The organism is Paenibacillus sp. 1_12, assembly GCF_900114475.1.
Taxonomy (GTDB): domain Bacteria; phylum Bacillota; class Bacilli; order Paenibacillales; family NBRC-103111; genus Paenibacillus_S.
The window spans coordinates 1-25,166 of sequence record NZ_FOTE01000012.1 but is presented as its reverse complement, the minus strand read 5'-3'; the positions used below and the strand labels follow the sequence as shown (position 1 = coordinate 25,166).

23 protein-coding genes, 1 rRNA gene, 1 other RNA gene and 1 pseudogene are annotated in these 25,166 nt (G+C 46.7%); 22 read left to right on the top strand and 4 right to left on the bottom strand.

The genetic code is table 11. From position 1 onward, the window contains the following. The first annotated feature begins 174 nt into the window (after window positions 1-174). A complete protein-coding gene (locus BM210_RS23200; protein ID WP_091174045.1) occupies window positions 175-1,041 on the top strand; it encodes an alpha/beta fold hydrolase in 867 nt (288 codons plus the stop codon). Here the strand turns inward: BM210_RS23200 and BM210_RS23195 are convergent. Beyond that, on the bottom strand, window positions 986-3,070 hold the full coding sequence (locus BM210_RS23195) for a transglycosylase domain-containing protein (RefSeq protein WP_091174042.1): 2,085 nt from the start codon (window positions 3,068-3,070) through the stop codon (window positions 986-988). The two genes, BM210_RS23200 and BM210_RS23195, sit on opposite strands and share 56 nt — an antisense overlap. Window positions 3,071-3,327: 257 nt before the next feature. Between BM210_RS23195 and speE the strand changes: the two genes are divergently transcribed. Both speE and speB read left to right on the top strand, forming a co-directional pair. Then, window positions 3,328-4,155, top strand: coding sequence for a polyamine aminopropyltransferase (gene speE / locus BM210_RS23190; protein ID WP_091174305.1), 828 nt, complete (start codon window positions 3,328-3,330; stop codon window positions 4,153-4,155). A 62-nt stretch (window positions 4,156-4,217) separates the two neighbouring features. Then, window positions 4,218-5,087: an agmatinase gene (gene speB / locus BM210_RS23185; RefSeq protein ID WP_091174041.1), complete on the top strand. Its 870-nt coding sequence runs from the start codon at window positions 4,218-4,220 to the stop codon at window positions 5,085-5,087. A 158-nt stretch (window positions 5,088-5,245) separates the two neighbouring features. Here the strand turns inward: speB and BM210_RS23180 are convergent, their stop codons facing one another. Both BM210_RS23180 and BM210_RS23175 read right to left on the bottom strand, forming a co-directional pair. Beyond that, window positions 5,246-6,094 carry a metallophosphoesterase gene (locus BM210_RS23180; protein ID WP_256223945.1) on the bottom strand — a complete coding sequence of 283 codons (849 nt, stop codon included), beginning with the start codon at window positions 6,092-6,094 and terminating at the stop codon, window positions 5,246-5,248. Between the two features lie 127 nt (window positions 6,095-6,221). Continuing rightward, window positions 6,222-7,052: an AraC family transcriptional regulator gene (locus BM210_RS23175; protein WP_091174037.1), complete on the bottom strand. Its 831-nt coding sequence runs from the start codon at window positions 7,050-7,052 to the stop codon at window positions 6,222-6,224. A 293-nt stretch (window positions 7,053-7,345) separates the two neighbouring features. On the opposite strand from BM210_RS23175, the gene BM210_RS23170 reads away from it, so the two are divergent. Further along, a complete protein-coding gene (locus BM210_RS23170; RefSeq protein WP_143101083.1) occupies window positions 7,346-7,675 on the top strand; it encodes a hypothetical protein in 330 nt (109 codons plus the stop codon). A 226-nt stretch (window positions 7,676-7,901) separates the two neighbouring features. After that, on the top strand, window positions 7,902-8,318 hold the full coding sequence (locus tag BM210_RS23165) for a YwiB family protein (RefSeq protein ID WP_091174033.1): 417 nt from the start codon (window positions 7,902-7,904) through the stop codon (window positions 8,316-8,318). Between the two features lie 2 nt (window positions 8,319-8,320). Here BM210_RS23165 and BM210_RS23160 read toward each other — a convergent pair whose 3' ends face one another. Next, window positions 8,321-9,499, bottom strand: a complete 1,179-nt coding sequence (locus BM210_RS23160; protein ID WP_091174030.1) for a S8 family peptidase — start codon at window positions 9,497-9,499, stop codon at window positions 8,321-8,323. 367 nt (window positions 9,500-9,866) lie between these two features. Here BM210_RS23160 and rpoE point away from each other — a divergent pair, with 367 nt between their 5' ends. From rpoE to BM210_RS23075, 17 genes and pseudogenes are all read left to right on the top strand, one after another. Further along, entirely contained in the window at window positions 9,867-10,457 is a 591-nt protein-coding gene (rpoE, locus tag BM210_RS23155) for a DNA-directed RNA polymerase subunit delta (RefSeq protein WP_091174029.1), read from the top strand. A gap of 428 nt (window positions 10,458-10,885) precedes the next feature. After that, the gene (locus tag BM210_RS23150; RefSeq protein WP_091174027.1) at window positions 10,886-12,490 is read left to right on the top strand and encodes a CTP synthase; all 1,605 of its coding nucleotides are present in this window, start codon (window positions 10,886-10,888) and stop codon (window positions 12,488-12,490) included. A gap of 248 nt (window positions 12,491-12,738) precedes the next feature. Continuing rightward, window positions 12,739-13,128, top strand: a complete 390-nt coding sequence (locus tag BM210_RS23145; RefSeq protein WP_091174025.1) for a response regulator — start codon at window positions 12,739-12,741, stop codon at window positions 13,126-13,128. A 146-nt stretch (window positions 13,129-13,274) separates the two neighbouring features. Continuing rightward, window positions 13,275-14,129, top strand: a complete 855-nt coding sequence (fba, locus tag BM210_RS23140; RefSeq protein WP_091174022.1) for a class II fructose-1,6-bisphosphate aldolase — start codon at window positions 13,275-13,277, stop codon at window positions 14,127-14,129. A 138-nt stretch (window positions 14,130-14,267) separates the two neighbouring features. Then, window positions 14,268-15,521 carry a UDP-N-acetylglucosamine 1-carboxyvinyltransferase gene (locus BM210_RS23135; protein WP_091174019.1) on the top strand — a complete coding sequence of 418 codons (1,254 nt, stop codon included), beginning with the start codon at window positions 14,268-14,270 and terminating at the stop codon, window positions 15,519-15,521. An 82-nt stretch (window positions 15,522-15,603) separates the two neighbouring features. Then, a pseudogene (gene rho, locus BM210_RS23130) lies at window positions 15,604-16,836 on the top strand (transcription termination factor Rho); the annotation flags it as partial. Window positions 16,837-17,236: 400 nt separating this feature from the next. After that, window positions 17,237-18,511, top strand: coding sequence for a radical SAM family protein (locus tag BM210_RS23125; RefSeq protein ID WP_091174017.1), 1,275 nt, complete (start codon window positions 17,237-17,239; stop codon window positions 18,509-18,511). 76 nt (window positions 18,512-18,587) lie between these two features. Continuing rightward, entirely contained in the window at window positions 18,588-18,785 is a 198-nt protein-coding gene (gene rpmE, locus BM210_RS23120) for a 50S ribosomal protein L31 (protein WP_076237230.1), read from the top strand. Window positions 18,786-18,879: 94 nt separating this feature from the next. Further along, the gene (locus BM210_RS23115; RefSeq protein WP_091174014.1) at window positions 18,880-19,278 is read left to right on the top strand and encodes a hypothetical protein; all 399 of its coding nucleotides are present in this window, start codon (window positions 18,880-18,882) and stop codon (window positions 19,276-19,278) included. Between the two features lie 44 nt (window positions 19,279-19,322). Next, window positions 19,323-19,586: signal recognition particle sRNA large type (gene ffs / locus BM210_RS23110), an RNA gene on the top strand. Window positions 19,587-19,752: 166 nt separating this feature from the next. Beyond that, window positions 19,753-20,814, top strand: coding sequence for an ATP-binding protein (locus BM210_RS23105; protein ID WP_091174011.1), 1,062 nt, complete (start codon window positions 19,753-19,755; stop codon window positions 20,812-20,814). Between the two features lie 65 nt (window positions 20,815-20,879). Then, window positions 20,880-22,664, top strand: coding sequence for a DNA polymerase III subunit gamma/tau (gene dnaX / locus BM210_RS23100; RefSeq protein ID WP_091174009.1), 1,785 nt, complete (start codon window positions 20,880-20,882; stop codon window positions 22,662-22,664). Window positions 22,665-22,736: 72 nt separating this feature from the next. Next, a complete protein-coding gene (locus BM210_RS23095) occupies window positions 22,737-23,048 on the top strand; it encodes a YbaB/EbfC family nucleoid-associated protein (protein WP_091174006.1) in 312 nt (103 codons plus the stop codon). An 85-nt stretch (window positions 23,049-23,133) separates the two neighbouring features. Further along, window positions 23,134-23,730, top strand: a complete 597-nt coding sequence (gene recR / locus BM210_RS23090; RefSeq protein ID WP_091174004.1) for a recombination mediator RecR — start codon at window positions 23,134-23,136, stop codon at window positions 23,728-23,730. 211 nt (window positions 23,731-23,941) lie between these two features. After that, window positions 23,942-24,205 carry a DUF2508 family protein gene (locus tag BM210_RS23085; RefSeq protein ID WP_091174001.1) on the top strand — a complete coding sequence of 88 codons (264 nt, stop codon included), beginning with the start codon at window positions 23,942-23,944 and terminating at the stop codon, window positions 24,203-24,205. Between the two features lie 117 nt (window positions 24,206-24,322). After that, entirely contained in the window at window positions 24,323-24,592 is a 270-nt protein-coding gene (locus tag BM210_RS23080; protein ID WP_091173998.1) for a pro-sigmaK processing inhibitor BofA family protein, read from the top strand. Between the two features lie 249 nt (window positions 24,593-24,841). Next, window positions 24,842-25,166, top strand: a 16S ribosomal RNA gene (locus BM210_RS23075); the annotation flags it as partial.

Genomic DNA, 25,166 nt, shown 5'->3' with positions numbered 1-25,166 from the left:
TGACGGCCGCCTTTACCTACAGAATAAGCGAGTAGGGCTGGGAATACAAGCCATCGCCGGGTAAAAGAATTTTGAAATATCGTTTGAAAAGGGAAGTCGCTAGGGTAAGAAATATAAGCATATATGCAGCATGCCCGCATATCGTGCCAATCCTAATGACCGGAGGTACAGAGAATGGGACAATATATTCAGGTTGAAGACAAAGTGAAAGTATATGTAGAGGACATTGGCGAAGGGACTCCCGTCGTGTTTATTCACGGCTGGCCGCTCGACTATACCATGTTTGAATATCAATTTATGCAGCTTCCTCGTCAGGGCTATCGTTGTATTGGGATCGATTTGCGCGGCTTCGGCCGATCCGACAGCCCGTGGGAAGGCTATTCCTATAACCGGCTGGCTGACGATATCCGCGCTGTTATAGATGAGCTTAAGCTCGATCATGCGATTCTGGCCGGATTTTCATTAGGTGGTGCAGTAGCCATTCGCTATATGTCCCGTCATGCGGGCCACGGTATAGCCAAGCTCCTCCTGATGGGTGCGGCAGCACCCTCCTTTATCCAGCGAGATCATTTCCCGTTTGGAGCTCCTGAAGAGCAAATTGAAAAGCTGATGATCGCTACACTTGCAGATCGTCCGCAGATGGTAGCTGATTTCAGCAAAACATTTACAGATAAAGGCGGCAGCGAAAGCTTTGAGGAGTGGCTCCAAATGCATGGCGTCAATGCGTCAGCACAAGGAACCCTCCGGGCGCTGGAATCGCTGCGGGACGAGGACTTGCGCGGCGATCTGGCAAACATCCAGGTGCCTACCGCTATCTTTCACGGAGAGCGAGATCAGATCTGCTCCTTCGAGCTGGCCAAGCTGATGAATCGCGGCATTGCCAACTCCAGGCTGGTCGTTTTCGAAGAGAGCGGACATGCCATGCTGTTCGATGAACCGGACAAATTCAGTGAGGAGCTGACCGGATTTTTGGCAGCAAGCCCGGCTAGTCGTTCCACCAGCGCTTCAGATCTTCCCACCACGACCTTCCCTTCGGTTTAGCAGGAGCGCCACCATCCTTTTTGGCAGGCTGCTCTGTGCAGTAGGTAGTCGGCTCAGTGCCTTGTACAAAAGCCTCAAGTCGCGACTTGGGGCAGTCCTCGTTGGCGAGCTTACCGCTAACGGGATCAATATTCACACTAACAACGCCATCGGGAACCGGAAATAGCTTGGGTGGAACCGATTCTAGAGCCCGCTCGGTGAATTCGGCGAAAATCGGCGCCGCTACATGAGACTCAAGCGTACTGATATTACGATCCTTGTCATAACCCACCCATACGGCTGTCGAGAGCTCAGGTGTATACCCGACCAGCCAGGCATCCGTATTGGTTGTACCGGTTTTGCCGGCTACGGGACGTTTGATTACAGTCGATACCCGGTTGCCAGTGCCGCCTTGCTCGAACACGCTCTCCATCAATTGGGTCATCACATAGGTATAAGGGGGCTCAATAACCTGCTCCCGTTTAGGCTGGGCTTCATAGAGCACACGCCCGCTGCGGTTCTCGATCCGCAGGACCGCTGTAGGCTCAACCCGCACACCGCCATTAGCGAAGATGGCAAAAGCTGAGGCCATCTCGAACGGGCTGACAGGGAACGTTCCAAGCGCTAATGAAGGCAATGGCTTCATCGGACTGCTGATGCCCATTTTACGCGCCGTCGCGATCACGTTCTCCGCACCTGTTTCGATAATCGAATGGACGGCAAAAATATTATCCGACTTGGCAATCGCCTGCCGCAGATCAATCCAGTTGTAGTAGACGCTGCCGAAATTATTCGGTGTATAGCTCTGCCGGCCATTATCGTAGGTGAAGGTGGTCGGCTCGCTTTTGAAGCGGGTTAGCGGTGTGAATTGTTTTTGCTGCATAGCGGTCACATAAACGATCGGCTTGAATGCCGATCCAGGCTGACGGGTAGTGGCGAACACGCGGTTAAACTGATTTTCAGCATAGCTGCGTCCTCCGACCATCGCGCGCACGTAACCATTACGTGGATCGATAGCAATCAGCGCTGCCTGCATGTCCCCATACGGTTCCATTTGTGCGGTCACGACCTCCTCGGCGATCTGCTGCGCAGAGGTATCGAGCGTGGTATATACCCGAAGTCCACCTTCATCAAATTGCTCCTCGGTAATGCCGAACTGCTCGGTAGCCAGATTTCGCACATAATCACGGAAATAACCGCCAATCGCCGGTTTACGCGGCTCAAGCGTTAGAATATTCAGCGTGACCTTGCCAGCATCATCGGCTTCCTGCTGCGAAATCATTCCTCCTGTCGCCATCGTCTGAAGTACCGTTTGCTGCCGCTCTTTGGCGCTTTTCATATCATAATAAGGAGAGAAATAACGCGGGCCTTTGGGGATGCCTGCCAGCATGGCGCTTTCCGCCAATGTCAAGTTGGCTGCATCTTTGCCAAAAAACAGCTTGGCCGCTGCCTGAATGCCATAGGTGGAATGCCCATAATAAATTTGATTCAAATATTCATCCAAAATTTCATCTTTGCTCATCTGCAGCTCCATCTGCACAGCATAATACGTTTCCTTCAGCTTCCGCGTCCATGTGCGCTCGTGCGATAAATACAGATTGCGTGCCAGCTGCTGTGTAATCGTTCCGGCGCCCTGCACCTTGGACATGTGCTGTATATTAACGACCGCAGCACGTGCGATCCCTTTCAAATCAAAGCCTACATGATGGTAAAAGTTCCGGTCTTCAATAGCTAAGGTCGCCTGAATGAGATAGGGGGATATTTCCTGCAAGCTTACGCTTTGGCTGTTTTTTCCACCGTTTAAGGTATCCAAGACTTGCCCGTGAATATCATAAATTTCAGTCGCAGGTGCCATTTTCGATACAGGAAGCGCCTGAGACCGCATGTACAAGAGTGCGACAAAGAGTATAGCTGCACAAATCATAATAGATGAAAATGTCAACGAGCAGATCATTTTAAAGCGTCGAAAGCCTTGGAGGGCCGTCTTGCTGTCTGAGCTTTGCTGCTCGGGGCGGGAGAGTCGTTTACTGGGCTCTTGAGACACGGACATCCATCCTTTCGGCTACTTGCGATTCTAAAATACGCTATAGCACCAGTATGGAAAAAATCGCAAACCGCTAATCATCGCAAACCGCATTAATGTTAATTTATTTTGAACAGGCCCCCTTTGACCTGTTTGAGGTTGCATTTTCGAGTAGATACACTATAATACAATTTGACGCATAGCTATTGGCTGATGAAGCCAATCGACCCGGATTTTGGGGCTGTATCGGCATGAGATTCGTAAACATGAAAGGTGAGATGGACATGGAATTATGGTACACGGAGAAACAAACGGAGCAGTACGGCATTACCGCGAAAATTCGCGAGACACTTGTAACGGAGAAAACCGATTTTCAAGATCTTGCTATCATTGATACAGTAGAATTTGGTCGTATGCTCGTATTGGACGGCATGGTCATGACGACCGTTAAAGACGAATTTGTTTATCACGAAATGGTGGCGCATCCTGCGTTGTACACACATCCGAACCCGAAGCAAGTGCTGATTGTAGGCGGCGGCGATGGTGGTGTTGTACGTGAGGTAATGAAGCACCCGGGTGTGGAAAGAGCGGTTCTTGTCGATATCGATGGCAAGGTAATCGAATATTCCAAGAAATACTTGCCGGAAATTGCCGGTGAACTGGACAACCCTCGCGTTGAAGTCATTGTCAACGATGGCTACATGCATATCCACGATCACAAAAATACGTATGACGTGATCATGGTCGACTCGACCGAACCGGTAGGTCCTGCGGTTGAGCTGTTCAGCAAAGGCTTCTACCAAGGAATTTACGAGTCCTTGAAGGAAGACGGTATCTTTGTTGCACAAACGGATAATCCTTGGTTTAAAGCGGATTTGATTCAAAGCGTAAATCGCGATGTCAAAGAGATCTTCCCGATTGTCCGCGTTTACTGTGCGAACATTCCTACTTATCCAAGCGGCTTGTGGACCTTCACGATGGGCAGCAAAAAGTATGATCCGCTGCAGGTTGATGAAACTCTGATTCCTGAAATAGACACCAAATATTATAGCCCAAGACTTCACAAAGCGGCTTTCGCGCTGCCTAAGTTTGTTGAAGATCTGTGTAAATAAGACATTCGGACTGTAAGATAGATCTTGAATTTGTCAGAATCTCAATTAAGGAAGTGTGAAGCATGCGTTTGGATCAAGCCTATTCCGGCAATGTTTTTATATTAAGTTCTGATGATTATGAATCCTCCCGTGCTGTTATCTACGGAATGCCGATGGATTACACAGTCAGCTTTCGACCGGGTTCGCGTTTTGGACCGACACGGATTCGCGAAGTTTCGATTGGGCTGGAAGAGTACAGTCCTTATCTGGACAAAAGTCTTGATGAAATGACGTATTTCGATGCGGGTGATTTGCTGCTTCCTTTCGGTAACGCAGCACGGAGCTTGGAGATTATCGGTGATTACGTACGAGGTTTGCTGAAGGACAACAAATTTCCACTCGGCCTTGGCGGTGAGCATTTGGTTTCGTGGCCGGTGTTCCGCGAGATGTATGCCAAATATCCCGATCTGGCAATTGTTCACTTTGATGCGCATGCTGACCTGCGTGAGCAGTATGAAGGAGAGCCGTTATCCCACTCCACACCGCTTCGTAAAGCAGCAGGATTGATCGGCGGCCGCAACATTTATCAGTTCGGTATCCGTTCCGGCTCACGTGAAGAATTCCAATATGCGCGTGAACATATTAATTTTCATCCGTTTGAAGTGCTTGAGCCATTGAAAAAAGTGCTCCCGGAGCTTGCAGGACGTCCGATTTATTTAACTATCGATATTGACGTGCTGGATCCTTCCTGCGCGCCGGGTACAGGTACTGCCGAAGCTGGCGGTATCACCTCCAAGGAGCTGCTTGGTGCGATCCATGCGATGGCTGCTGCTAACCTGAATGTGGTTGGCGCTGACGTTGTTGAGGTAGCGCCAGCTTATGATCCAACAGAGCAAACACAGATTGTAGCTGCGAAGCTGATTCGTGAAATTTTGCTTGGGCTTGTGAAGTAGATGTTTCCGGTTCCGGTTTAGAGCAATCCAATCTGTTTGATTAAAAGTATTCATCTGACAGCCTGCTTCGCCTATGGCGAAACAGGCTGTTTGCTGTGTAGGTCAGGGATTAGACACGAGCACACTTGTGTTATTGGCAATAGGCGATATCTTATGATTTACCTGCTTCGGAGTGTAAACACGCTTAGCTCAGGACGGCAAAAGAAGCGGATTGGCAGCACGGACACACCTATACCGCGGTTCGTATACACCTGCAGCTTGCCTTCTCCAAGCGAGTAATAGCCATCTGCATATTTGGAGCCATACGCTGGGGTATACAAGTGTCCATAAAAAGGCAAACGCACTTGTCCGCCGTGACTGTGGCCAGATAGCTGCAAGTCTACGGAATGCTGCAGCGCAATATCTGCAAAATCGGGACAGTGTGAGAGCAGCAGCGTACAAGCACTTTTCGGTACAGATTGAAGAGCTTTCTGGAGATCGGGCTTGCCGTCCCACATATCATCTACACCGCTTAACCAAATCGTCGAGCTGCCGCGTTTTAGAGGAATAGCCTCATTCACTAGCAGGGCAAAGCCGCTGTCAAGCAGAATGCGCTTGATCTTGTCAGTCTCCTTGCCGTAATAATCATGATTTCCCAGTACCGCTCCCTTACCAAGAGGAGCCTTCAGACGTGAGAGCACCTGCACGGCAGAGGTGGCATCACTTCCGACCGAATAATCGAACAAGTCCCCTGTAAAGCAGATCAGATCAGGCTGAAGTGACTGTATATGATCCACCAGCTTATCCAACTGCTCAACCGTGTGATGAAAGCCGAGATGAACGTCGCTAAATTGAATCACTCGTATGCCATCAAAAGCTGCGGGCAGCCTTTTCAACTGTATAGATATTTCTTTAGTATGAAGCCAGCCAGGCTCTGCATAACGGGAGTAAATATATCCTGCAAATGGTGTAAGGATCAGACTTGCTAGCGAAAACAAGCTTTTTTTCAAAAAGTTTCTTCGGTTCATATCGAGCTTCATCCGTTCGTTTTAGAAGTGCGGTGTTCTAATTTTGTCAGTTTAGCTAGAGCCGTTTGGTTATCGCTGTGGCGTTTAGATCCCACAGGACTGCCCTGCTAATTTCATGATTTCATACTTATAGCAGACGATGTATACTGCGGAAAGTACTTGGTGTGATCCCTTCCTGACGCTTGAACAGCTTGATAAAATAACTGCAATCCTCATAGCCGACTTGTCTGGCTACTTCACGAACCTCCAGCTCTGGGGGCTGCAGCAGCAATTCTTTGGCTTTACTCAGCCGATAACGGGTCAGGTAAGCAATCGGACGAATGCCCATCGTTTGTTGAAATAACAAACAGGTATGCTGGGGGGTAACCCCAAGCTTTTCTGCGATTTGCTGCATGGTGATGGGTTGGGCAAAGCTTTCTTCAATCAGGGCAAATACAGGTGCAAGCTGCTCCATATGCTGCTGTTTGGAGCGTACCTCCGAGGAGGAGGCGTGCAGAAACAAATCCAGCAGCAATTCATAGGCGAGGGCAGAGCATTCCGCGCTGCGCAGTGGATTCTGAGATTGCAGGGTAGTTAGGATGGAATGCATCACGGCGAGGGTTACATCCGGATTCGGCAAATAAAGCACCGTAGAGGCAGATACACGCATGGAGTCCATCAGACTGGTCATACAGGCGCCATTAAAGGTCACCCAGCGTACCGTCCATGGAGAAGTAATCGGTTCATATGCATGCTTGACTTCGGGAAACAAAAGCATTCCTTGCCCCTTATGCACCGTATAGCTCTTTTCGCCAACCTGTAAATGACCGCTTCCGTTAAGGGTTTGAATCCATTGATAGTCCGGAAAACCATGCTCGCGCTTCATCGTGTTCTGATTATGCCAGCCGCCTGCACCTGTAACATAGACAGGCAGTCGCATCTCCATCTCCGTCATAACGCCAAATATATTCATATTCATATCGACGATTTCCTCAATTCCCTATACATATTCTTATGGTAACAATAAAATAACGCTTTTGCTACCCTAAGGCTACCCTCCCAAACCCTCCCTACAGGGAGGGCCCCAAAGGGCGCTGCCCTCTGGACTCCCAAGGTCGTACGCTGGGTTTAGTGGTGCTTAGCTCGCTTACGTCCCTGACGGGACACGCTTAACGGAGGTGTGGGGAGGAAGGAGGGACTATGGTGGATTTAGGCTCGCTTACGTCCCTACGGGACACGCTTAACGGTAGGTGTGGGGAGGAAGGAGGGACTATGGTGGATTTAGGCTCGCTTACGTCCCTACGGGACACGCTTAACGGAGGTGTGAAGGTGGAGGGAGTCGCATCGTCCCTGCGGGACTCGCTAGGATTTAGAGGGCTACCCTACGGAACAGCGATTGGAGGAATATTTGGTCGCACAGCGGGACTTATTCACCGGACTTTTATGGCGGCATCCCTTTTTGGTCACGCTCAATTAGGTTTGAATAATTTGGTTTCATTAGCTAGACTAGGAAGTGCAGTCTGGCGGGATTTTGTTTTTAAAACGCAGCGGGACTTATTCACCGGACTACTTGGAGTCTGTCCAGCGGATCGATTTGGGTGAATATGTATTCATATAGGTGTATGTAGGGAAAGGGAATGGTATGGAAAGTTTACGGCCGCCAGGTCAATTCATGGCAACTTGAATTTCAAGAGCGGTGGAATACCATCCCTTTCTCGGAATAACCGCCCGAATGAATATATATTCACCGGTTTGGTTTCCCCGAACAGACTCCTAGAGCAATTTGGATGAGAAAATAACTGCTATAGTTACGATTTAGGAGGATACGATGAGCACATCCATACAAGTGAACATACAGATAGAAAGCCGGATAGACAAGGACCCAGTCATCCGCCAAAACGTGGAAGGTGAGCTGTACCCCAAGGGGAATCATTACTATTTGCGGTATAAGGAAACGGACCCGGAGATGGCGGGGACGTCGACTTTAATTAAGCTGGAAGCGGGGCTTGTCCGAATTATTCGGCAAGGTAGTGTGCGCTCGGAGCAAACCTTTGTTGCCGGGCAACGGCTTAAGGGCTACTACGAAGCGCCGCACGGCAAGCTGGAGTTGGAGGCAGATACCCAACAATTAAACGTACAATTGGATCAAGGGCTGGGTACTGTCGAATGGTGCTATGATTTATTTGTAATGGGAGATAGAGCCGGGACCTATCGATTGCAGCTTATGATAAACGCCAAGGGCTAGAGCTATTTTAAAGACGTTTTCGGTTTGATTACGGCGTTAACGGCTCGGAGTGCGTGAATTTCTCTGATTCCCATGCCGGGCTTCATAAGCAGGCGGGCATGTCTTTTAACAATCATTTTGATCTGTGTCGGATTCAATCCGGGTTTTCGGGAAAGCATGAGTGCAACGACGCCGGATACATGGGAGGTTGCCATTGAGGTGCCGCTGAGCTCGTGATATTTTCCCTTTAACCAGGTGGAGTTTATTTTTTCGCCAGGAGCGTAAATATCGATAGTTTTGCTGACATTGCTGAAGGGTGCGATTTTGCCACGGCGGGTCGAGGCTCCGACAGCAATGACCTGCCGCAGGCGGGCTGGATAATCGATAATCTTTTGCTTGCCCTCATTGCCAGAGGAAGCAACCACGATAACACCGGATCGAAAAGCGTGAAGAACGGCGAGCTCCAAAGCCTTGCTGTAGGTTTTCATTCCAAAGCTCATATTGATAATATGAATTTGATTTCTCACGCACCAATCGATTCCTCCAATAATGTCAGACACAAACGCGCTTCCTTGATGATCAAAAGCTTTGACTGGATGTATGATAGCTTGCGGAGCTACACCGATAATACCGTGCTGGCGGCTTGAGGCGGCGGCTATCGTACCCGCAATATGGGTACCATGTCCGTTATCGTCATTTGGCAGCAAATGTCTGTTGACCAGATTGACTCCATACGATAGGCAATGGCGCAAATCAGGATGCGAATAATCGGCCCCTGTATCAATAACTCCCACTCGAATGCGGTCACCTTTCGATTTGCTCCATGTTTGAGGCGCTTGAATATGTTTAACCCCCCAAGGGACACTGGGTGAATGGCTGAGCACTGTGCCGTTTGATGGCTGCACCGCGTTGACGACTTTAATGGCATGAACACTCATGATTCTATCGGTTTCAATGGATTTTATATAAGGAATGGACGGCGGCTTGGTTGTTGTGTTCAAGGTACAGGAAATGGCATTAATGATAGCGAGCGGTTGAATGCCAGGTAAGGGAACGGAATTTTTGACGGCCTCGTTCAGCTGTCGGATACACGCATAGTAGTCACGACGGCTTGAGAATCGGATGATATGCTTACAGTCGACATTTTCGGTGTCCTGCACGGCTGCTGCTTCCAGCCATTTGATAAAAGTGGATGATTTCAATAGTCATCGGCCCTCCTGCACATCGTAAATGCCCTATCTAATCTTATGAAAAAAAATGCGCTATGGCATGTGCGTATAGCCTTGTAGAAATAAATGGGTCTTCACCCGTGTCAGAAAGCAACGGGCATCATACGATACATAGAGAGAATCCAAGAGTTCTCTTCCCTTTCTTCATAAGGGCAGTAGGGCGGACGCTGTTCAAGTCCCCATGGATACAGTCAGGGCGAAGGGTTTTCCCTTCGCTTTTAAAATTTGTGAGGGACAACCTCGAAGCAGTTGCTTTTTTACATAAAATAAGGTTTACTATTAGGAGTATAAGAGGAACATGCAGTGAGATCAGTGAAAATGTTCGAGGGGATGTGCTTGAATGAGTGCGCAGTACACTCTAAAGGTCGGTATGGATAAGGCGAAAGAAATGCCAATGGTCGACCTTGCATTTGAAGTATTAAGAGCAGCGAATACACCTTTTTATTATCGTGACCTGATGGCGGAAATTTCAAAAATTAAAGGTCTGTCTGAAGAGGCAGTTATGCAAGTAATCGCTCAATTATATACGGAAATCAATATCGATGGCCGGTTTGCTTGCGTAGGTTCGAACCTGTGGGGCTTGAAGCGCTGGTACCCGATCGAGAAATCCGAGGATACAGTGGGCAGCGGCAAACGTCCGCGTATTATTAATGATGAAGACGATGATATGGACGACGATGACATGTTTGCCGAAGAAGAAGATGTATTCGTTGAGGAAGAGGATTTCGACTCTTTCGATAAGCCTGCTGAGGAAGACTTTGAGGCTGAGGAAGAAATCGAAGAAGAAGGCGAGTTCTTGGCCGAAGAAGAAATCGATGAAGATGATGATAGTGATGACGAGGATCTAGACGATGAAGAAGGCGATCTGGAGACTGATTTGGATACGCTAATAGAGGAAGAGCTAGAGGACGACGAAGACGAGGAGAAATAACTCGAATTGGTATTCATCTACTTGACAGCAACCCGTCGATGAGAGTAAACTATCTTCTGGGCTTTTGAAAAAGCTATTCAATTATAACTATAAAGTGCCCCGCTTTGCCGGGGGACTTTTTATTTTTTTTTGAACGGAATTTTGCCAGTGTATACTCTGGCTTACTGCACCACGGAGAGTAAAGCATGTCCGAAAGGACGAAAGCAACCCGCATAGAGAACATGATCATCAATAGACAGTGCGCCCGACGTTAAGCGTGTCCTGTAAGGACAAGCCAGCATCATACATTGCAGTCTGGCCCCAATCAGGGAGTCCAGAGGCATGGGTTTTTGTAAGAAATCAGCTTCGACAGAATCAGCTCAAGCCCTTTGGGGCCCTTCCTGTAGGGAGGGTTTGGGAGGGTAAATCATAAGGGAGGTATTACATACATGACGAAGTATATTTTCGTTACGGGGGGCGTGGTTTCCTCACTGGGAAAGGGCATCACAGCGGCATCGCTTGGAAGATTGCTTAAGAACCGCGGTTTAAAAGTAACGATTCAGAAGTTCGATCCTTATATTAATGTGGACCCGGGAACAATGAGCCCCTATCAGCATGGAGAAGTGTTTGTGACCGACGATGGGGCAGAAACGGATTTGGATTTAGGCCACTACGAACGCTTTATCGATATTAACTTATCCAAGAACAGCAACGTAACAACCGGTAAAGTGTATTCTTCCGTAATTACCAAAGAACGCAGAGGCGAATATTTGGGCGGTACGGTACAAGTTATTCCACATATTACGAATGAGATCAAGGATCGTGTATTCCGCGCAGGCCGTGAAGCACAATCGGATGTCGTCATCACCGAGATTGGCGGTACAGTAGGCGATATCGAGAGCTTGCCATTCATTGAAGCTATCCGTCAAATTAAAAGCGATATCGGTCGTGACAACGTGATGTACATTCACGTTACCCTTATTCCATATCTGAAAGCAGCTGGTGAAGCCAAAACCAAGCCAACACAGCACAGCGTGAAGGAACTGCGTGGTTTGGGGATCCAACCGCATATCATTGTTTGTCGCACAGAGCATTCACTAGGTGATGATATGAAGCGTAAGCTTGCGCTTTTCTGTGATATTGATACCAATGCGGTTATTGAATGTCATGATGTGGACACGCTGTATGAAGTGCCGATGATGCTGCGTGAGCAGGGCATGGACGATATCGTCGTTAAGCATCTTGGATTGACAAGCAATCCGCCGGATATGACCGAGTGGGAGAATCTGGTTCATCGCGTCAAGGCTTTAGAGCATACGACCGAAATCGCGATCGTAGGTAAATATGTAGCTTTGCATGATGCTTATTTAAGTATTGTCGAAGCTTTGGGACACGCCGGTATTGATTGTAACACGGAAGTGAAAATCCGTTGGGTTAACGCAGAAGATGTTTATGATCATAATGTTGCGGAATTGTTCCAAGGAGTTCAAGGTATTCTCGTACCTGGGGGCTTCGGTGACCGTGGGATTGAAGGGAAAGTATCGGCTATCCGTTATGCTCGTGAAAATAACGTTCCATTTTTTGGTATTTGCTTGGGTATGCAGGTTGCTGTCATCGAATACGCACGCAGCGTACTTAATCTGGAGGGTGCGAACAGCTCCGAGATTAACCCGACTACGCCGTATCCTGTCATTGACTTGCTTCCGGAGCAAAAGGATATTGAGAATTTGGGCGGGACTATGCGTCTTGGACTTTATCCGTGCAAGCTGGTGGAAGGTTCTCTTGCCATGCAATGTTACGACGACGAGCTTGTGTATGAAAGACACCGTCACCGGTACGAATTTAACAATGAGTATCGTGAAGTGATGGAAAAGGCGGGCTTCCGGATTAGCGGTACATCACCGGACGGACGTTTAGTTGAAATCATTGAATGTCCGACACATCCTTGGTTTTTGGCTGTACAATTCCATCCGGAATTTGCTTCCAGACCTAATCGCCCGCAGCGTTTATTTAAGCATTTTGTCGAGGCTGCTTTTAAATTATCGCAAGCTTAATGATAATATGGCAAATAGTTAGCATAGAGCATCCTTCGACAGCATATATCCAACTATGGCAAGTAACTGTCAAACTTCAGCACGCCGCTGCACGCCATCTTCAGAAAATGCATGAAATGTAAAACTTTTCAACTTTTTCGTAAAAAGCAGCAGGAATCTCGATATTTGTATCGAATTTATCTTGATATGCTCGATGGGACAGGCCGGAATTCCGACAATCACGATCGTGGACTTGGGAGGCTGTATGGATGAAGAAGTTACTCATTGTAGATGATCAGAATGGGATCAGGATCTTATTGACGGAGGTATTCAGCACCGAAGGGTACCAGACTTATCAGGCGTCGAACGGAAAGCTTGCGCTGGAAATTGTAAGAAGTGCTTCTCCGGATTTGGTTTTACTGGATATGAAGATTCCAGGTATGGACGGATTGGACATTCTTAAGCACATTAAGAGCATTGATGCTTCGATTAAAGTCATTATGATGACAGCATATGGCGAATTGGATATGATCAAAGAGGCAACGGACCTGGGTGCGATCATGCACTTTACCAAGCCCTTTGATATCGATGAGCTGCGACAGGCGGTTAACAGCCATTTGGGAAAGTCAAAGAATAGCTCATATGCAGTGGGATCCTGATTACAGGGTCTCTTTTTTTATACAGTGCTTATGAAAAGGGGACAGCTTGGTTATCATTTCATTTAAACTATGATATAATAACGCAGTATGACAGAAGAGCGGTCTTTGATACTTGACTCGGTCAATAACTACTAGGAGGAAGAAACATGCCATTAGTTTCAATGAATGAATTATTGCCAAAAGCAAAAGCAAACAAGTACGCAGTAGGGCAGTTCAATATGAACAATTTGGAATTCGCCCAGGCGATCGTAGATGCGGCTGAAGAATTGAAGTCTCCTTTTATTTACGGTGTAAGTGAAGGAGCTTTGAAGTATATGGGTATCGAGTTTACCGTTGCCCTTGCTGAAGCGGCAGCGAAAAAATCGGGCTTGCCGATTGCACTTCATTTGGATCACGGCAGCAGCTTCGAAGTGGCTATGAAATGTATCCGTGCAGGTTTCAGTTCGGTTATGTTTGATGGCTCACATCATTCTTTCGAAGAGAATATTCGTTTAACGAAAGAAGTTGTAAAAGCTGCGCGCGCAATGGGCGTATCCGTTGAGGGTGAGCTCGGTACGATCGGCGGCGTGGAAGATGATATCAGCGTAGACGAAGAAAATGCAAGCTTGGCTAAACCGGAAGAAGCGATTCGTTTCTACGAAGAAACAGGTGTGGATTGCTTGGCAATCGCAGTAGGAACGGCTCACGGAATGTATGCAGGCGAGCCTAACATTCGTTTCGACATTATTCAACAGGTTGCAAGTGCAATTCCAGTACCTGTAGTACTTCATGGTGGATCTGGCGTGCCTGATGAAATGATTCGTCAAGCGATCGCAGCTGGCGTAGGCAAAATCAATGTTAACACCGAGAATCAAGTCGCATGTACGGATGCCATTCGTGAAGCTCTTAATAAAGACGCGAAAATCTACGATCCTCGTAAATACCTCACTCCTGCCCGCAAAGCCATGGTTGAAGTTGTTAAATCCAAAATTCAATTGTTCGGAAGTTCTAACCAAGCTTAAGGTCTCCATTAGGAAATGCATCGTCATGGTGCGTTTCCTTTCTATATGCATGTTTACCCGTCTGGTTTTACCGCCTATCTCATTACCTATCTCATTATGTAAAGCTTGACAGCAGTCATTTGGAGGGAAGATAAACGAATGGAGAAATTGATGGTCACCGGAGGTCGTCCCTTGCGGGGAACGGTCCAAATCAGCGGTGCCAAGAACAGCGCGATAGCGTTGATACCAGCTGCGATTTTATCGGAAACAACCGTTACGTTAGATAATTTGCCGGTATTAAGTGATGTTGCCATTTATTCAGAACTGTTGGAAGAGTTGAATGCACCCGTAATTTGGCAGGGGGATCAAATGATTATTGATCCGAGCGCACTGTGTTCCAAGCCTATGCCTAATGGAAATGTTAAGAAATTGAGAGCTTCATATTATTTAATGGGAGCACTGCTTGGCCGTTTTGGGGAAGCAACGATTGGTCTACCTGGAGGCTGCAACTTTGAGCCGCGTCCCATTGATCAGCATATCAAAGGATTTGAAGCATTAGGAGCGCGTGTGAGCACGGAGAATGGTTCGTTGCGCATTCAAGCTAAAGAGCTCCGTGGAGCAAAGATTTATCTCGATGTAGTTAGTGTTGGAGCTACAATTAATATCATGCTGGCTGCTTCTAGAGCCAAAGGCGTTACTTTGATTGAAAATGCGGCAAAAGAGCCTGAAATTATAGATGTTGCTACGCTTTTAAATTCCATGGGTGCGAGAATCAAAGGAGCGGGAACCGAAACCATCCGTATTGAGGGTGTGGATTCCATGCATGGCTGTCGTCACTCGATTATACCTGATCGGATTCAAGCAGGAACGTATATGATCCTTGCAGCTGCGACGCGTGGAGACGTAGTCGTGGATAACGTCATTCCGAAGCATTTGGAGGCCGTAACGGCTAAATTGCAGGAAATGGGTGTAGAGATTCATGAAATGGACGAATCTATACGCGTTGTCGGTAAGCCTGATTATGAAAGTGTAGATGTTACAGCGCTTGTATATCCAGGTTTTGCAACTGATTTGCAATCGCCGATGACTAGCCTTCTAACACAAACGAAGGGTACCAGCATTCTGAGTGACTATGTATACAGTAATCGATTCAAGCATGTTCCAGAGCTAACCCGGATGGGTGCAAAGATCAAAGTTGAAGGACGTTCTGCTGTTATCGAAGGCGGTAAGCTTAGCGCAGCCAAAGTCAAAGCGACTGATTTACGTGCAGGAGCTGCACTTGTGATTGCGGCACTGACGGTTCCTGACGGAGTCACCGAAATAACCGGTGTCGAATATATCGATCGTGGTTATGATCATTTGGTCAGCAATCTATCAAGCTTGGGTGCAGAGGTTTGGCGTGAGCAGGATTAGTATCGTATAGTCTCTACTTTTTTGGGTAATGCTAGAATGAGTTTCACAAAAGTACAAATTTAATAGTTTGGTGGCTGAGATTATGGATATACCACTAGCGCAATTAGAAGCGCAGAAACTGACTGAATTGTATCAGTTGGCAAAAAAACATCAAATTCCTTCCTACGGCACTTTGAAAAAGAAAGAACTCATATTTGCTATTTTACGGGCACAGGCAGAAAAAAGCGGACTGATGTTCATGCAGGGTGTTCTTGAAATATTATCCGATGGCTTCGGTTTTTTACGTCCTATCAATTATCTGCCCAGCACGGAGGATATTTATATTTCCGCCTCGCAGATTCGTAAATTTGATTTAAGAAGCGGAGATCTGGTATCAGGTAAATGCAGGCCTCCTAAGGAAAACGAACGTTATTTCGGATTACTGCAGGTAGAAGCCGTCAATGGAGAAGACCCAGTGACTGCTGCAGAGCGTCTTCATTTTCCAGCTCTGACCCCTTTATATCCAGAAAAGAAGATGCTGCTGGAAACTTCTCCAACGCATCTGTCAACGCGTCTGATGGATTTGCTTGCTCCTGTTGGACTTGGACAGCGCGGCTTGATCGTAGCACCTCCCAAAGCGGGTAAAACCTTGCTGCTGAAGGAAATTGCCAATAGCATTTCGACCAATCATCCGGAGATCGAACTGTTCGTGCTTCTTATTGACGAGCGTCCAGAGGAAGTAACCGATATGCAGCGTTCAGTTAAGGGCGAGGTTATTGCCTCCACCTTTGACGAGCTTCCAGAGAATCACATCAAGGTCGCTGAGCTTGTGCTTGAGCGGGCGATGCGTTTAGTTGAGCACAAAAAAGATGTCGTCATTTTAATGGACAGCATTACACGTTTGGCGCGTGCCTACAATTTGGTAGTGCCTCCATCCGGTCGTACGTTATCAGGCGGTATTGATCCAGGTGCTTTTCACCGTCCCAAACGGTTTTTTGGTGCAGCGCGTAACATTGAAGAGGGTGGCAGCTTGACCATTCTGGCAACGGCTCTTATTGAGACGGGTTCCCGTATGGATGATGTCATTTATGAAGAATTTAAAGGTACAGGTAATTTAGAGCTTCATCTGGATCGTAAATTGGCGGAACGTCGTATTTTTCCATCAATCGATATGCGTCGTTCAGGAACACGTCGAGAAGAAATGCTCTTAAGCAAAGATGTGCTGGATAAAGTATGGGCAATTCGCAAAAGCATGAATGATTCTCATGAATATGTGGAAGCTTTTATCAAGAAGCTGGTTGATTCCAAAAGCAATCAGGAGTTCTTGGATACATTGGAGAAGCTGGGCATTGGTTCTGGAAAATCATCGGTTAGCAGCAGCTCCTCGTCGTTGGCAAATAAACCTTCGACTAACGGTTCCCCCTCATCTTCTATGGGAAGTAAGCCGTCATCTAATGGAAGTGTGAGTGCTTCTTCTGCAGTGAGCAAATCGCCGACAACCAGCAAGCCGTCATCCGCCGGTAGACCCTCATCAACGATAAGCAAGTCATCTTCTGGTAGAAGCAGTACTACATCGTCTGCAAGCAAGTCATCCGTAAGCACCAGCAGTTCTGCAGCAAGTTCGGCTCAGTTGTCTTCAAGCCATGAGGAGGATTCATTGTCCCCTACGCCAACTACAACTTCCAAACGTGTGAAGAATTCTGCGTCGTAATCCAACAGGTTAGGAGTACAATGCTATGAATCTAGTCTACGCCGACCTCGATGGGAATTTATTTGACCATCCCGATTATATTGCGCTTGGTCGCAACGGGGATATGGTAACTGATATCATGGAGGATGAGTTGATCCCATTGCCCGAAGGGGCAACCATGGTAAGCTTGCCTTTTACAAAGCCGATCGGGCTTAATATGAAATCCGGAGAGATGCAAATTGTTCCCGGTAACGTACAGGCGGTAGGGGCGCTTTTACCCCAAGGGTTTACACGTTTGCTTATACCGAGCTATGTGAAGTCGGATGCGAGCAAGCTGCTTCCTTTATTCGGTTATACCGCTGTCGTTTGGAAAGATGGAGGGTTTTATGTGGCCGCGCATGCCACTGATGATCCAGAACCCTGGAATCCTCGTAATTGTGACCCTGCAGAGCTGGAGGTTCAGGTACAGCAGTTTTTACAGGAGTACGGTGACAATCGGGTATTTCAGCATCTATCCAAATGCGCACTGGAATATGAATGTCTAACAGCGTCCAATACATTTTTAAACCGTCTGGAAGGTTCAATACCGGTGTCATTTTCATGTAATGCCGGTTGTTTTGGCTGTATATCGGAGCAGCCTGATGATAGCGGCTTTCTAGCGCCACAGACGCGGATGAATTTCAAACCGACTGTGGATGAGGTCGTACAGGTCATGCTCCGGCATTTGAAGACGCCAGATAACATCGTGAGCTTCGGCCAAGGCTGTGAGGGAGAACCTTCTACACAAGCGCCTACCATTATCGAGGCAATAAAGCGGGTCCGTCAACAGACCAACATGGGTTACATTAATATCAACACCAACGCCGGACTTACCGATCATATTCGGGGTATTGTAGACGCAGGCTTGAATCTAATGAGAGTCAGCACGATCAGTGCGCTGGATGATCATTACAATGCTTATTACAAGCCGCGCGGCTATACCCTCAAAAATGTCGAGAAATCGCTGCGTTATGCTGCTGATAAGGGTGTGGTCACTTCAATCAATTACTTGATCTTCCCTGGAGTCACGGATCGTGAGGAAGAAATTGAAGCGATGATTGAGTTTGTGCGTCGTACAGATTTGAAGCTGATTCAGCTGCGCAATTTGAATATTGACCCGGAAAGCTATTTACAGCTGATTCCCAAAGCACAGGGAGAGCTGTTTGGTATGAAGCAAATGCTGGAAATTTTTGAGCAAGAGCTTCCAGATGTCATTCTAGGCTCTTATACGCATCTGCCTGAATCGTTAAAGCAAAGAAGACACTTGCATCAGTCTCGATAGTCATGCTATAATTTGCTCATGTGTTCAATTAGAACTCTGATTCACATGGTGTTTCAGGGCAAAAGAGGTGAAAGAAATGAAAGAAGCTATCCATCCGACTTACCACAACACAACAATTTCTTGTGCTTGCGGCAATGTTATCGAAACAGGTTCGGTTAAAGCTAATCTTCGTACGGAAATTTGCTCTTCCTGCCATCCTTTCTACACTGGTAAACAAAAGTTTATCGATGCTGGCGGACGTGTTGATAAATTCAAAAAGAAATACGGCGTATAATTGGGCCTATTTCCACAATTTTATTGTATAAACCCACCTCCTGTGGCAAACCTAAGACCGTAAGTTCTTAGACCAAGCTGCAGGAGGTGTTTTTATGTCCAAATCTCTTTTATTCTCATGGATGCTGACAGGTGCTTTGCTCATGATGCCCGTCGCGCTTGCGTCTTGTCAAAAGCAGAATTCAGGGCCGAGGGTACAATCGTACGCCCAGGATGGATTACTTGGGATCAGTGATGTGAATCCGAACATGCCGATGAGTCCAACTTATCATACCTACGGGGAAGACACGAATCTGATGCAGGCGACGATCGATCAGGTACCTCATGTAATAGATTCCAATATTCGGATTAATGGACCTGTGGCAACCGTCAATATATATGTTCCAGCGGAATTATCGGCTGAGGAAGCTGCTGCAGTGGCACGGGATGCCCAAGACAAATTGACCAAAGCTATGCCGAGGTACACAATGAAGGTTACGGTTTCCCGGAAATAAAGACAGGTTGCTATTTCGCAATGAATCGACTATACTTATGTTTGCCGTGCTAGACGGGGAGGCAGCGGTGCCCTGTAACCCGCAATCCGCTACAGCGGGGTTGATCGCCTACATGCGGTATTGCGATGTGAGGTTTGGGTTTTAGAATCGGTGTTGAGAGCTGGGTCCTTCGCAATGGATGCCTGTGAATCCGGTCAGGTTCGGAAGGAAGCAGCCGTAAGCAGGATGTTTCATGTGCCGAAGGGTTGCCTGGCTTGAGTCGAGACTAGAAATTCCACTTGGATCGTAATATCAAAGTAGGTGCACGGTTATATTTATTTTATCTAACCTATAAATTGTAACGAACATAGCATTGTGAACAGCCGCTTCAATGAGCTGGATCACAGTGTTTTTTTGTATTTTCAGAAGGAAAATGAAATATTTAGGAGAATTGTATACTAAAGTTAACTTGGGTTTGTAGTAAGGGGTGGGGCGATGCAGCATGAACTCAATTTATTACAGCAATTTGCAGGCACTTTTTTAAAGGATATCAATATGGGGGTTTTTCTAATCAACACCGATTTTGAATTGGTGGATATTAGTGATATGGCATGCCGGGTATTAGGGTTGATCAAAGAAGAGGTTATGAATCAATCTTTAGACAGTATTTTTGTTGACCTCCCTGTGGAGCACCGTTTAGTACATCGTAACCTTTTAGAAGGCATGGTCGTTCGCAATCATGCGCTGTCATGGACTAACAATCAAGAACGGTATGAGCTGCTGCTGGATTCCAATGTCCTTCGTGATGAGCAGAACAATATTGTCGGAGCGTATATCTTTTTTAAAGATGTCACCAATTTGCGTTCCTTGGAAGAGCAGGTGCGCAGAAGTGACAGGTTAGCGATGATTGGGCAGATTGCAGCGGGCACGGCTCATGAAATTCGCAATCCATTAACGTCCATCAAGGGATTTCTTCAAATGCTAAGAAAAACGCTTCAAGTCCAAGGGATGGATCGTGAAAGCGGGTTTGCGGATATTATGCTGGGCGAGATTAATCGTATTAATGAATTAGTCAGCGAATTCCTGCTATTAAGCAAACCTAAGAACGTGACCTATCAATCGCTTGATATTTCTCAGGTGATTAAAGAAATGTTACCGATCATTAATAATGAAGCTGTACTACATAGAGTGATTGTCAGATATGATGCTGCAGAAAAGCTGCCGGAAGTCATAGCGGATCGTGAGCTGTTAAAACAGGTATTTTTAAACATATGCAAAAATGGCATCGAGGCTATGGTAGATGGCGGGCAGTTGGTGGTGACGGAAAGAGTGGACTTGGAAGAACGAATTGTTAGCATCGATATCCATGATTCGGGGCCTGGGATTCCAATGTTTGTGATTGATAAAATTTTCGATCCCTTCTTTACTACCAAAGATGAAGGTACCGGGTTGGGTCTCTCCGTGTGCCAAAGGATAATTCATGATGTAGGAGGGCACATCCGTGTTTCCTCCAAAGGCTTTGGTACTACGTTTACGGTAGGAATACCGTACCCTTAAGTACTTCATTAGCGCGTGTAAGTGTAGTATACTATAGAGGATGAACCATTATTGGAGCTGACGCTATGGCACATATCGCTTTATACCGAACGTGGAGACCGCAGGCTTTCCGAGATATTGTAGGTCAGAAGCATATCGTACAAACACTTCAAAATTCGCTGCGCGAAGGGCGGGTTACGCACGCTTATTTGTTTAACGGGCCGCGAGGAACAGGGAAAACGACTGCTGCCAAAATATTGGCCAAAGCCGTTAACTGCATGAATGGTCCTGCTGACGAGCCTTGCAACGAATGTGCCAATTGTATCCGTATTACGGAAGGTGCTGTGATGGATGTAGTGGAAATCGATGCCGCCTCGAATCGGGGTGTGGATGAGATCCGCGATATTCGTGACAAAGTGAAGTATGCACCTACCGAAGTTCGCCAGAAGGTGTATATTATTGATGAAGTACACATGCTGACAACAGAGGCTTTTAATGCCCTCCTCAAAACTTTAGAGGAACCGCCTCCCCATGTGATGTTCATACTCGCTACAACGGAACCACATAAACTGCCTGCGACGATTATATCCCGCTGCCAACGGTTTGATTTTCGGCGTGTCTCGCTGGATGAACAGGTTGAACGTCTTCATCTGGTATGTCAAGAAGAACAGATAGAGGCAGAAGAAAACGCTCTCCGCTTTATTGCCCGTTTATCCGATGGAGGGATGCGGGATGCGTTAAGCTTGTTGGATCAGATTATGGCATTTTCGGGTAAGCTCGTTACGTATGAAGATGTTGTGTCGATTACCGGAGGAATGGCATCGGACCAATTTCAGATATTGGTAGAAGCCATCAAACGTCGGGATGTAGCAGCCGTATTGCAATTAATCGAGGCCTTCATGCAAGAAGGCAAAAGCGCCGATAAATGCATGGAAAATCTGCTTTACTATTTTCGCGATTTGCTGATGGTAAAGATGGTGCCTGACTCGCAGGCTGTTACGGATCGTATTCATGATGTTAACGCGTTCGTAAATGTGGCGGCGGCGTTTACGTCGCAAGAGCTCATTTCCATGATCGACTCGCTCAATTATTATCAGACAGAGATGAAGTACTCTGTACAGCCGCAGACGCTGCTTGAGGTTGCCTTGATGAAGCTTTGCAGTGTGTCAGCGGCTGATTCAGGATCAGCTGCTGTATTGGAGTCGACTGCCGCAGGGCAATCGACTGGAGAGTCGGCGCACAGGGAACGCACGTCGGATGGGCTGGTAACGCAGCTAACCGGTCGGATTCAACGTCTTGAGGAGCAGCTGGCGCAATTGGTGAAGCAGGGTGTTGCACCATCCACTGCCAATTCGAACAGCAGCAGTCCTTCGGGGACGGGAATGCGAACTTCGTCTAACCCTGCTGCCATGAAGAAAAGCGTTGAGAAACTGGATGGCTATTTGCTTGGCAGGGAAGAACCGGAATGCAAGAACGTGCTTCAAAGGTGGGGGCAAGTATTGTCCCGCGTTAAAGAGCAAAAAATAACGATTCATGCTTGGCTCGTAGACGGGGAGCCAGTCTCCCTGCATAATGATAACGTACTGGTTGCTTTCAAAAGCGCCATGCATCGGGAGACGACCGAGAAGCCGGCTAACAAACCAATGATTGAACAGGTGATAGCTGAAGTTATGGGTAGGCCGCTGAAGCTGGTTACCATTATGCTTAAGGACTGGAACGCTGCTGCAGATGAATCAAAAAACGTAATCAAAAGCAAAGAAGAGCTTAAGCTTATTCCTGAGGATGAGCCTTCAGCTCCTGCGAATGAACAATGGATTGACGAGGCCATCAAATTGTTTGGCCCGGACCTGGTTGAAATCAAGCCGGATTGATAAGCAATTAGTAATGGAGGTACTTCAATTGAAGTGCTTAATGACACCTAACTGACCGAGGAGCTGAATTGAATGAATAATATGAATCAAATGATGAAGCAAGTAAAGAAAATGCAAGAGCAAATGCTGAAGACTCAAGAGGAGTTGGCAACTAAATCAGTAGAAGGAACAGCTGGCGGCGGTGTTGTTACAGTTATCGTGAATGGCCAAAAGAAAGTAACTTCAATCTTGATTAAACCCGAAGCTGTGGATCCTGATGATGTTGAAATGCTGCAAGATCTTGTGTTGACAGCCATTAACGATGCCATGACCAAAGCAGAAGAGCTTGCCAACAAAGAAATGGGACGTTTAACCGGTGGCGTGAACATTCCAGGTCTATTCTAATCAAACTATAAGAGCGTGGTCTCACAGGCGTTTTATGTATGAAGCGTCCTGATTTTATGATCAGGCTCTATGAGGAGCTATCCCTTTGTTTTATCCCGAACCGCTCGCGAAACTCATCGATGCCTTTTCCCGATTGCCGGGTATTGGACCCAAAACAGCGGCACGTCACGCTTTTCATGTGCTGCGCATGAAGGAAGAGGATTGTATCGAATTTGCCAAAGCATTGGTTAATGTCAAAAGAAACCTGCACTACTGCTCCGTATGCTGTAATATTACGGACATGGATCCATGTCGGATTTGTCAGGACAAAAGCAGAGATCACTCCATCATTTGTGTTGTTCAAGAGCCTAAGGATTTGGTGGCTATGGAACGGACGCGGGAGTTTAACGGTTATTACCACGTCCTTCATGGCGCTATTTCTCCAATGGAAGGTATTGGACCGGATGAGCTTCGCATAGCTGATTTGTTAAAGCGTTTGGGTGACGAACAGGTTCAGGAGCTCATTCTAGCCACCAACCCCAATATCGAGGGAGAAGCAACAGCGATGTATTTGTCTCGATTGGTACGTTCTTTTGGGCTCAAAGTTACCCGAATTGCTCATGGACTTCCGGTAGGTGGAGATTTGGAATACGCGGATGAGGTTACGTTAACCAAATCCCTTGAAGGGCGTCGTGAAATATAAGCCCGCATTTGATGTGAAACTAAATACAACAAACTAAAAGTCTTGCAGGTCTTTTCCTGTAAGGCTTTTTTATGTTGCGTTCATAGTTCTATTTATGCTGTGGATGCCATACGTATGGAGTATAGGACAAACATGTTTCGTTAGCTGCTGAATAGCTGTTGGACAGGTTTGCGTCAACTTATACTCGTATGCTTAAGCTTGGAGGGATCGTATGAGAATATGGTATCGTGCTACGCGTGAACAGCGGAGGGATATGCAGCTTCTTAACAGTGAAAAGATACAATTGCATCAGGAAATTGAGAAAGCGCGTATGGATTGGATTACGGCTCAACATCGTCTTGATATTGTGATTGAACCTGATCAGATTGATTATGCGATCTATGCCCTAGAAGCTTCCCAGAAGCGGTTGGACATGTTGTATAAACAAGCTAAGAGGATGAAGTTATCGGCTTGGGATGTATGTAACAGTAAATGAGGTTGTACAGTTAATCGAAGGTACGGTGATTTGTAAATGGAACTGCCTCTGTATGTCAAATACATTTTTGCGAATTAGCTGGCTGTACAAAACCTATAGGATGGTGACAAACCATACATGACGAAGCTGTATTTATTGTGGGGAATACTTAGCATTTCGGTAATTTTATTGATGATTATCTTATTTCGATACAGACAAGCTTTTCAATGGCTCGGATATCTTTGTTTCAATGTTGCATTAGCTGCTTTTTTATTGTATATTGTAAATCTGCTCGAAGCTTACACCCAGTTGGAAGTACCTATAAATCCCTTAACTGTGGGAACTATAAGTGTTCTTGGTATACCTGGACTGGTCATGTTGATTGCTTTGAAGTTATGGATTGTTTGATGGAGTGGCCAGATGTTGTAAGAATTTTTATTTAGAAAAAAAGCTTGCATTTACTTCTGGAGTTGTGTTATATTAAAGAAGTCGCCGCTAAAAGAAAGCAGTTAAAGCGGTGATGTGCTAAAGCAACAAAATAAGTGAATGACAATAGCATTTGTCCTTTGAAAACTGAATCAACGAGTGAGTAAAATAGCAGTAAAAGAGAATGCAAATTCTCGTCAGCAAGGAATGAGTACAAATCAAAGTTCTACCTTAATGGAGAGTTTGATCCTGGCTCAGGACGAACGCTGGCGGCGTGCCTAATACATGCAAGTCGAGCGGATTGTTCCTTCGGGAACAGTTAGCGGCGGACGGGTGAGTAACACGTAGGCAACCTGCCTGCAGGATCGGGATAACTACCGGAAACGGTAGCTAAGACCGGATAAGTGATTTTGACGCATGTTGAGATCAAGAAACACGGAGCAATCTGTGACCTGTAGATGGGCCTGCGGCGCATTAGCTAGTTGGTGAGGTAACGGCTCACCAAGGCGACGATGCGTAGCCGACCTGAGAGGGTGAACGGCCACACTGGGACTGA

What these genes read in the sequence shown, in the direction of transcription:
- BM210_RS23080 (WP_091173998.1), top strand. Translation starts at nt 24,323, where the DNA reads ATGACGAAGCTGTATTTATTGTGGGGAATACTTAGCATTTCGGTAATT.
- BM210_RS23085 (WP_091174001.1), top strand. Translation starts at nt 23,942, where the DNA reads ATGAGAATATGGTATCGTGCTACGCGTGAACAGCGGAGGGATATGCAG.
- BM210_RS23095 (WP_091174006.1), top strand. Translation starts at nt 22,737, where the DNA reads ATGAATAATATGAATCAAATGATGAAGCAAGTAAAGAAAATGCAAGAG.
- rpmE (WP_076237230.1), top strand. Translation starts at nt 18,588, where the DNA reads ATGAAAGAAGCTATCCATCCGACTTACCACAACACAACAATTTCTTGT.
- BM210_RS23170 (WP_143101083.1), top strand. Translation starts at nt 7,346, where the DNA reads ATGGTGGATTTAGGCTCGCTTACGTCCCTACGGGACACGCTTAACGGA.
- BM210_RS23200 (WP_091174045.1), top strand. Translation starts at nt 175, where the DNA reads ATGGGACAATATATTCAGGTTGAAGACAAAGTGAAAGTATATGTAGAG.
- speE (WP_091174305.1), top strand. Translation starts at nt 3,328, where the DNA reads ATGGAATTATGGTACACGGAGAAACAAACGGAGCAGTACGGCATTACC.
- BM210_RS23165 (WP_091174033.1), top strand. Translation starts at nt 7,902, where the DNA reads ATGAGCACATCCATACAAGTGAACATACAGATAGAAAGCCGGATAGAC.
- BM210_RS23135 (WP_091174019.1), top strand. Translation starts at nt 14,268, where the DNA reads ATGGAGAAATTGATGGTCACCGGAGGTCGTCCCTTGCGGGGAACGGTC.
- BM210_RS23105 (WP_091174011.1), top strand. Translation starts at nt 19,753, where the DNA reads ATGCAGCATGAACTCAATTTATTACAGCAATTTGCAGGCACTTTTTTA.
- BM210_RS23180 (WP_256223945.1), bottom strand. Translation starts at nt 6,094, where the DNA reads ATGAACCGAAGAAACTTTTTGAAAAAAAGCTTGTTTTCGCTAGCAAGT.
- BM210_RS23195 (WP_091174042.1), bottom strand. Translation starts at nt 3,070, where the DNA reads ATGTCCGTGTCTCAAGAGCCCAGTAAACGACTCTCCCGCCCCGAGCAG.
- BM210_RS23115 (WP_091174014.1), top strand. Translation starts at nt 18,880, where the DNA reads ATGTCCAAATCTCTTTTATTCTCATGGATGCTGACAGGTGCTTTGCTC.
- rpoE (WP_091174029.1), top strand. Translation starts at nt 9,867, where the DNA reads ATGAGTGCGCAGTACACTCTAAAGGTCGGTATGGATAAGGCGAAAGAA.
- dnaX (WP_091174009.1), top strand. Translation starts at nt 20,880, where the DNA reads ATGGCACATATCGCTTTATACCGAACGTGGAGACCGCAGGCTTTCCGA.
- BM210_RS23150 (WP_091174027.1), top strand. Translation starts at nt 10,886, where the DNA reads ATGACGAAGTATATTTTCGTTACGGGGGGCGTGGTTTCCTCACTGGGA.
- speB (WP_091174041.1), top strand. Translation starts at nt 4,218, where the DNA reads ATGCGTTTGGATCAAGCCTATTCCGGCAATGTTTTTATATTAAGTTCT.
- BM210_RS23125 (WP_091174017.1), top strand. Translation starts at nt 17,237, where the DNA reads ATGAATCTAGTCTACGCCGACCTCGATGGGAATTTATTTGACCATCCC.
- BM210_RS23175 (WP_091174037.1), bottom strand. Translation starts at nt 7,052, where the DNA reads ATGAATATGAATATATTTGGCGTTATGACGGAGATGGAGATGCGACTG.
- fba (WP_091174022.1), top strand. Translation starts at nt 13,275, where the DNA reads ATGCCATTAGTTTCAATGAATGAATTATTGCCAAAAGCAAAAGCAAAC.
- BM210_RS23145 (WP_091174025.1), top strand. Translation starts at nt 12,739, where the DNA reads ATGAAGAAGTTACTCATTGTAGATGATCAGAATGGGATCAGGATCTTA.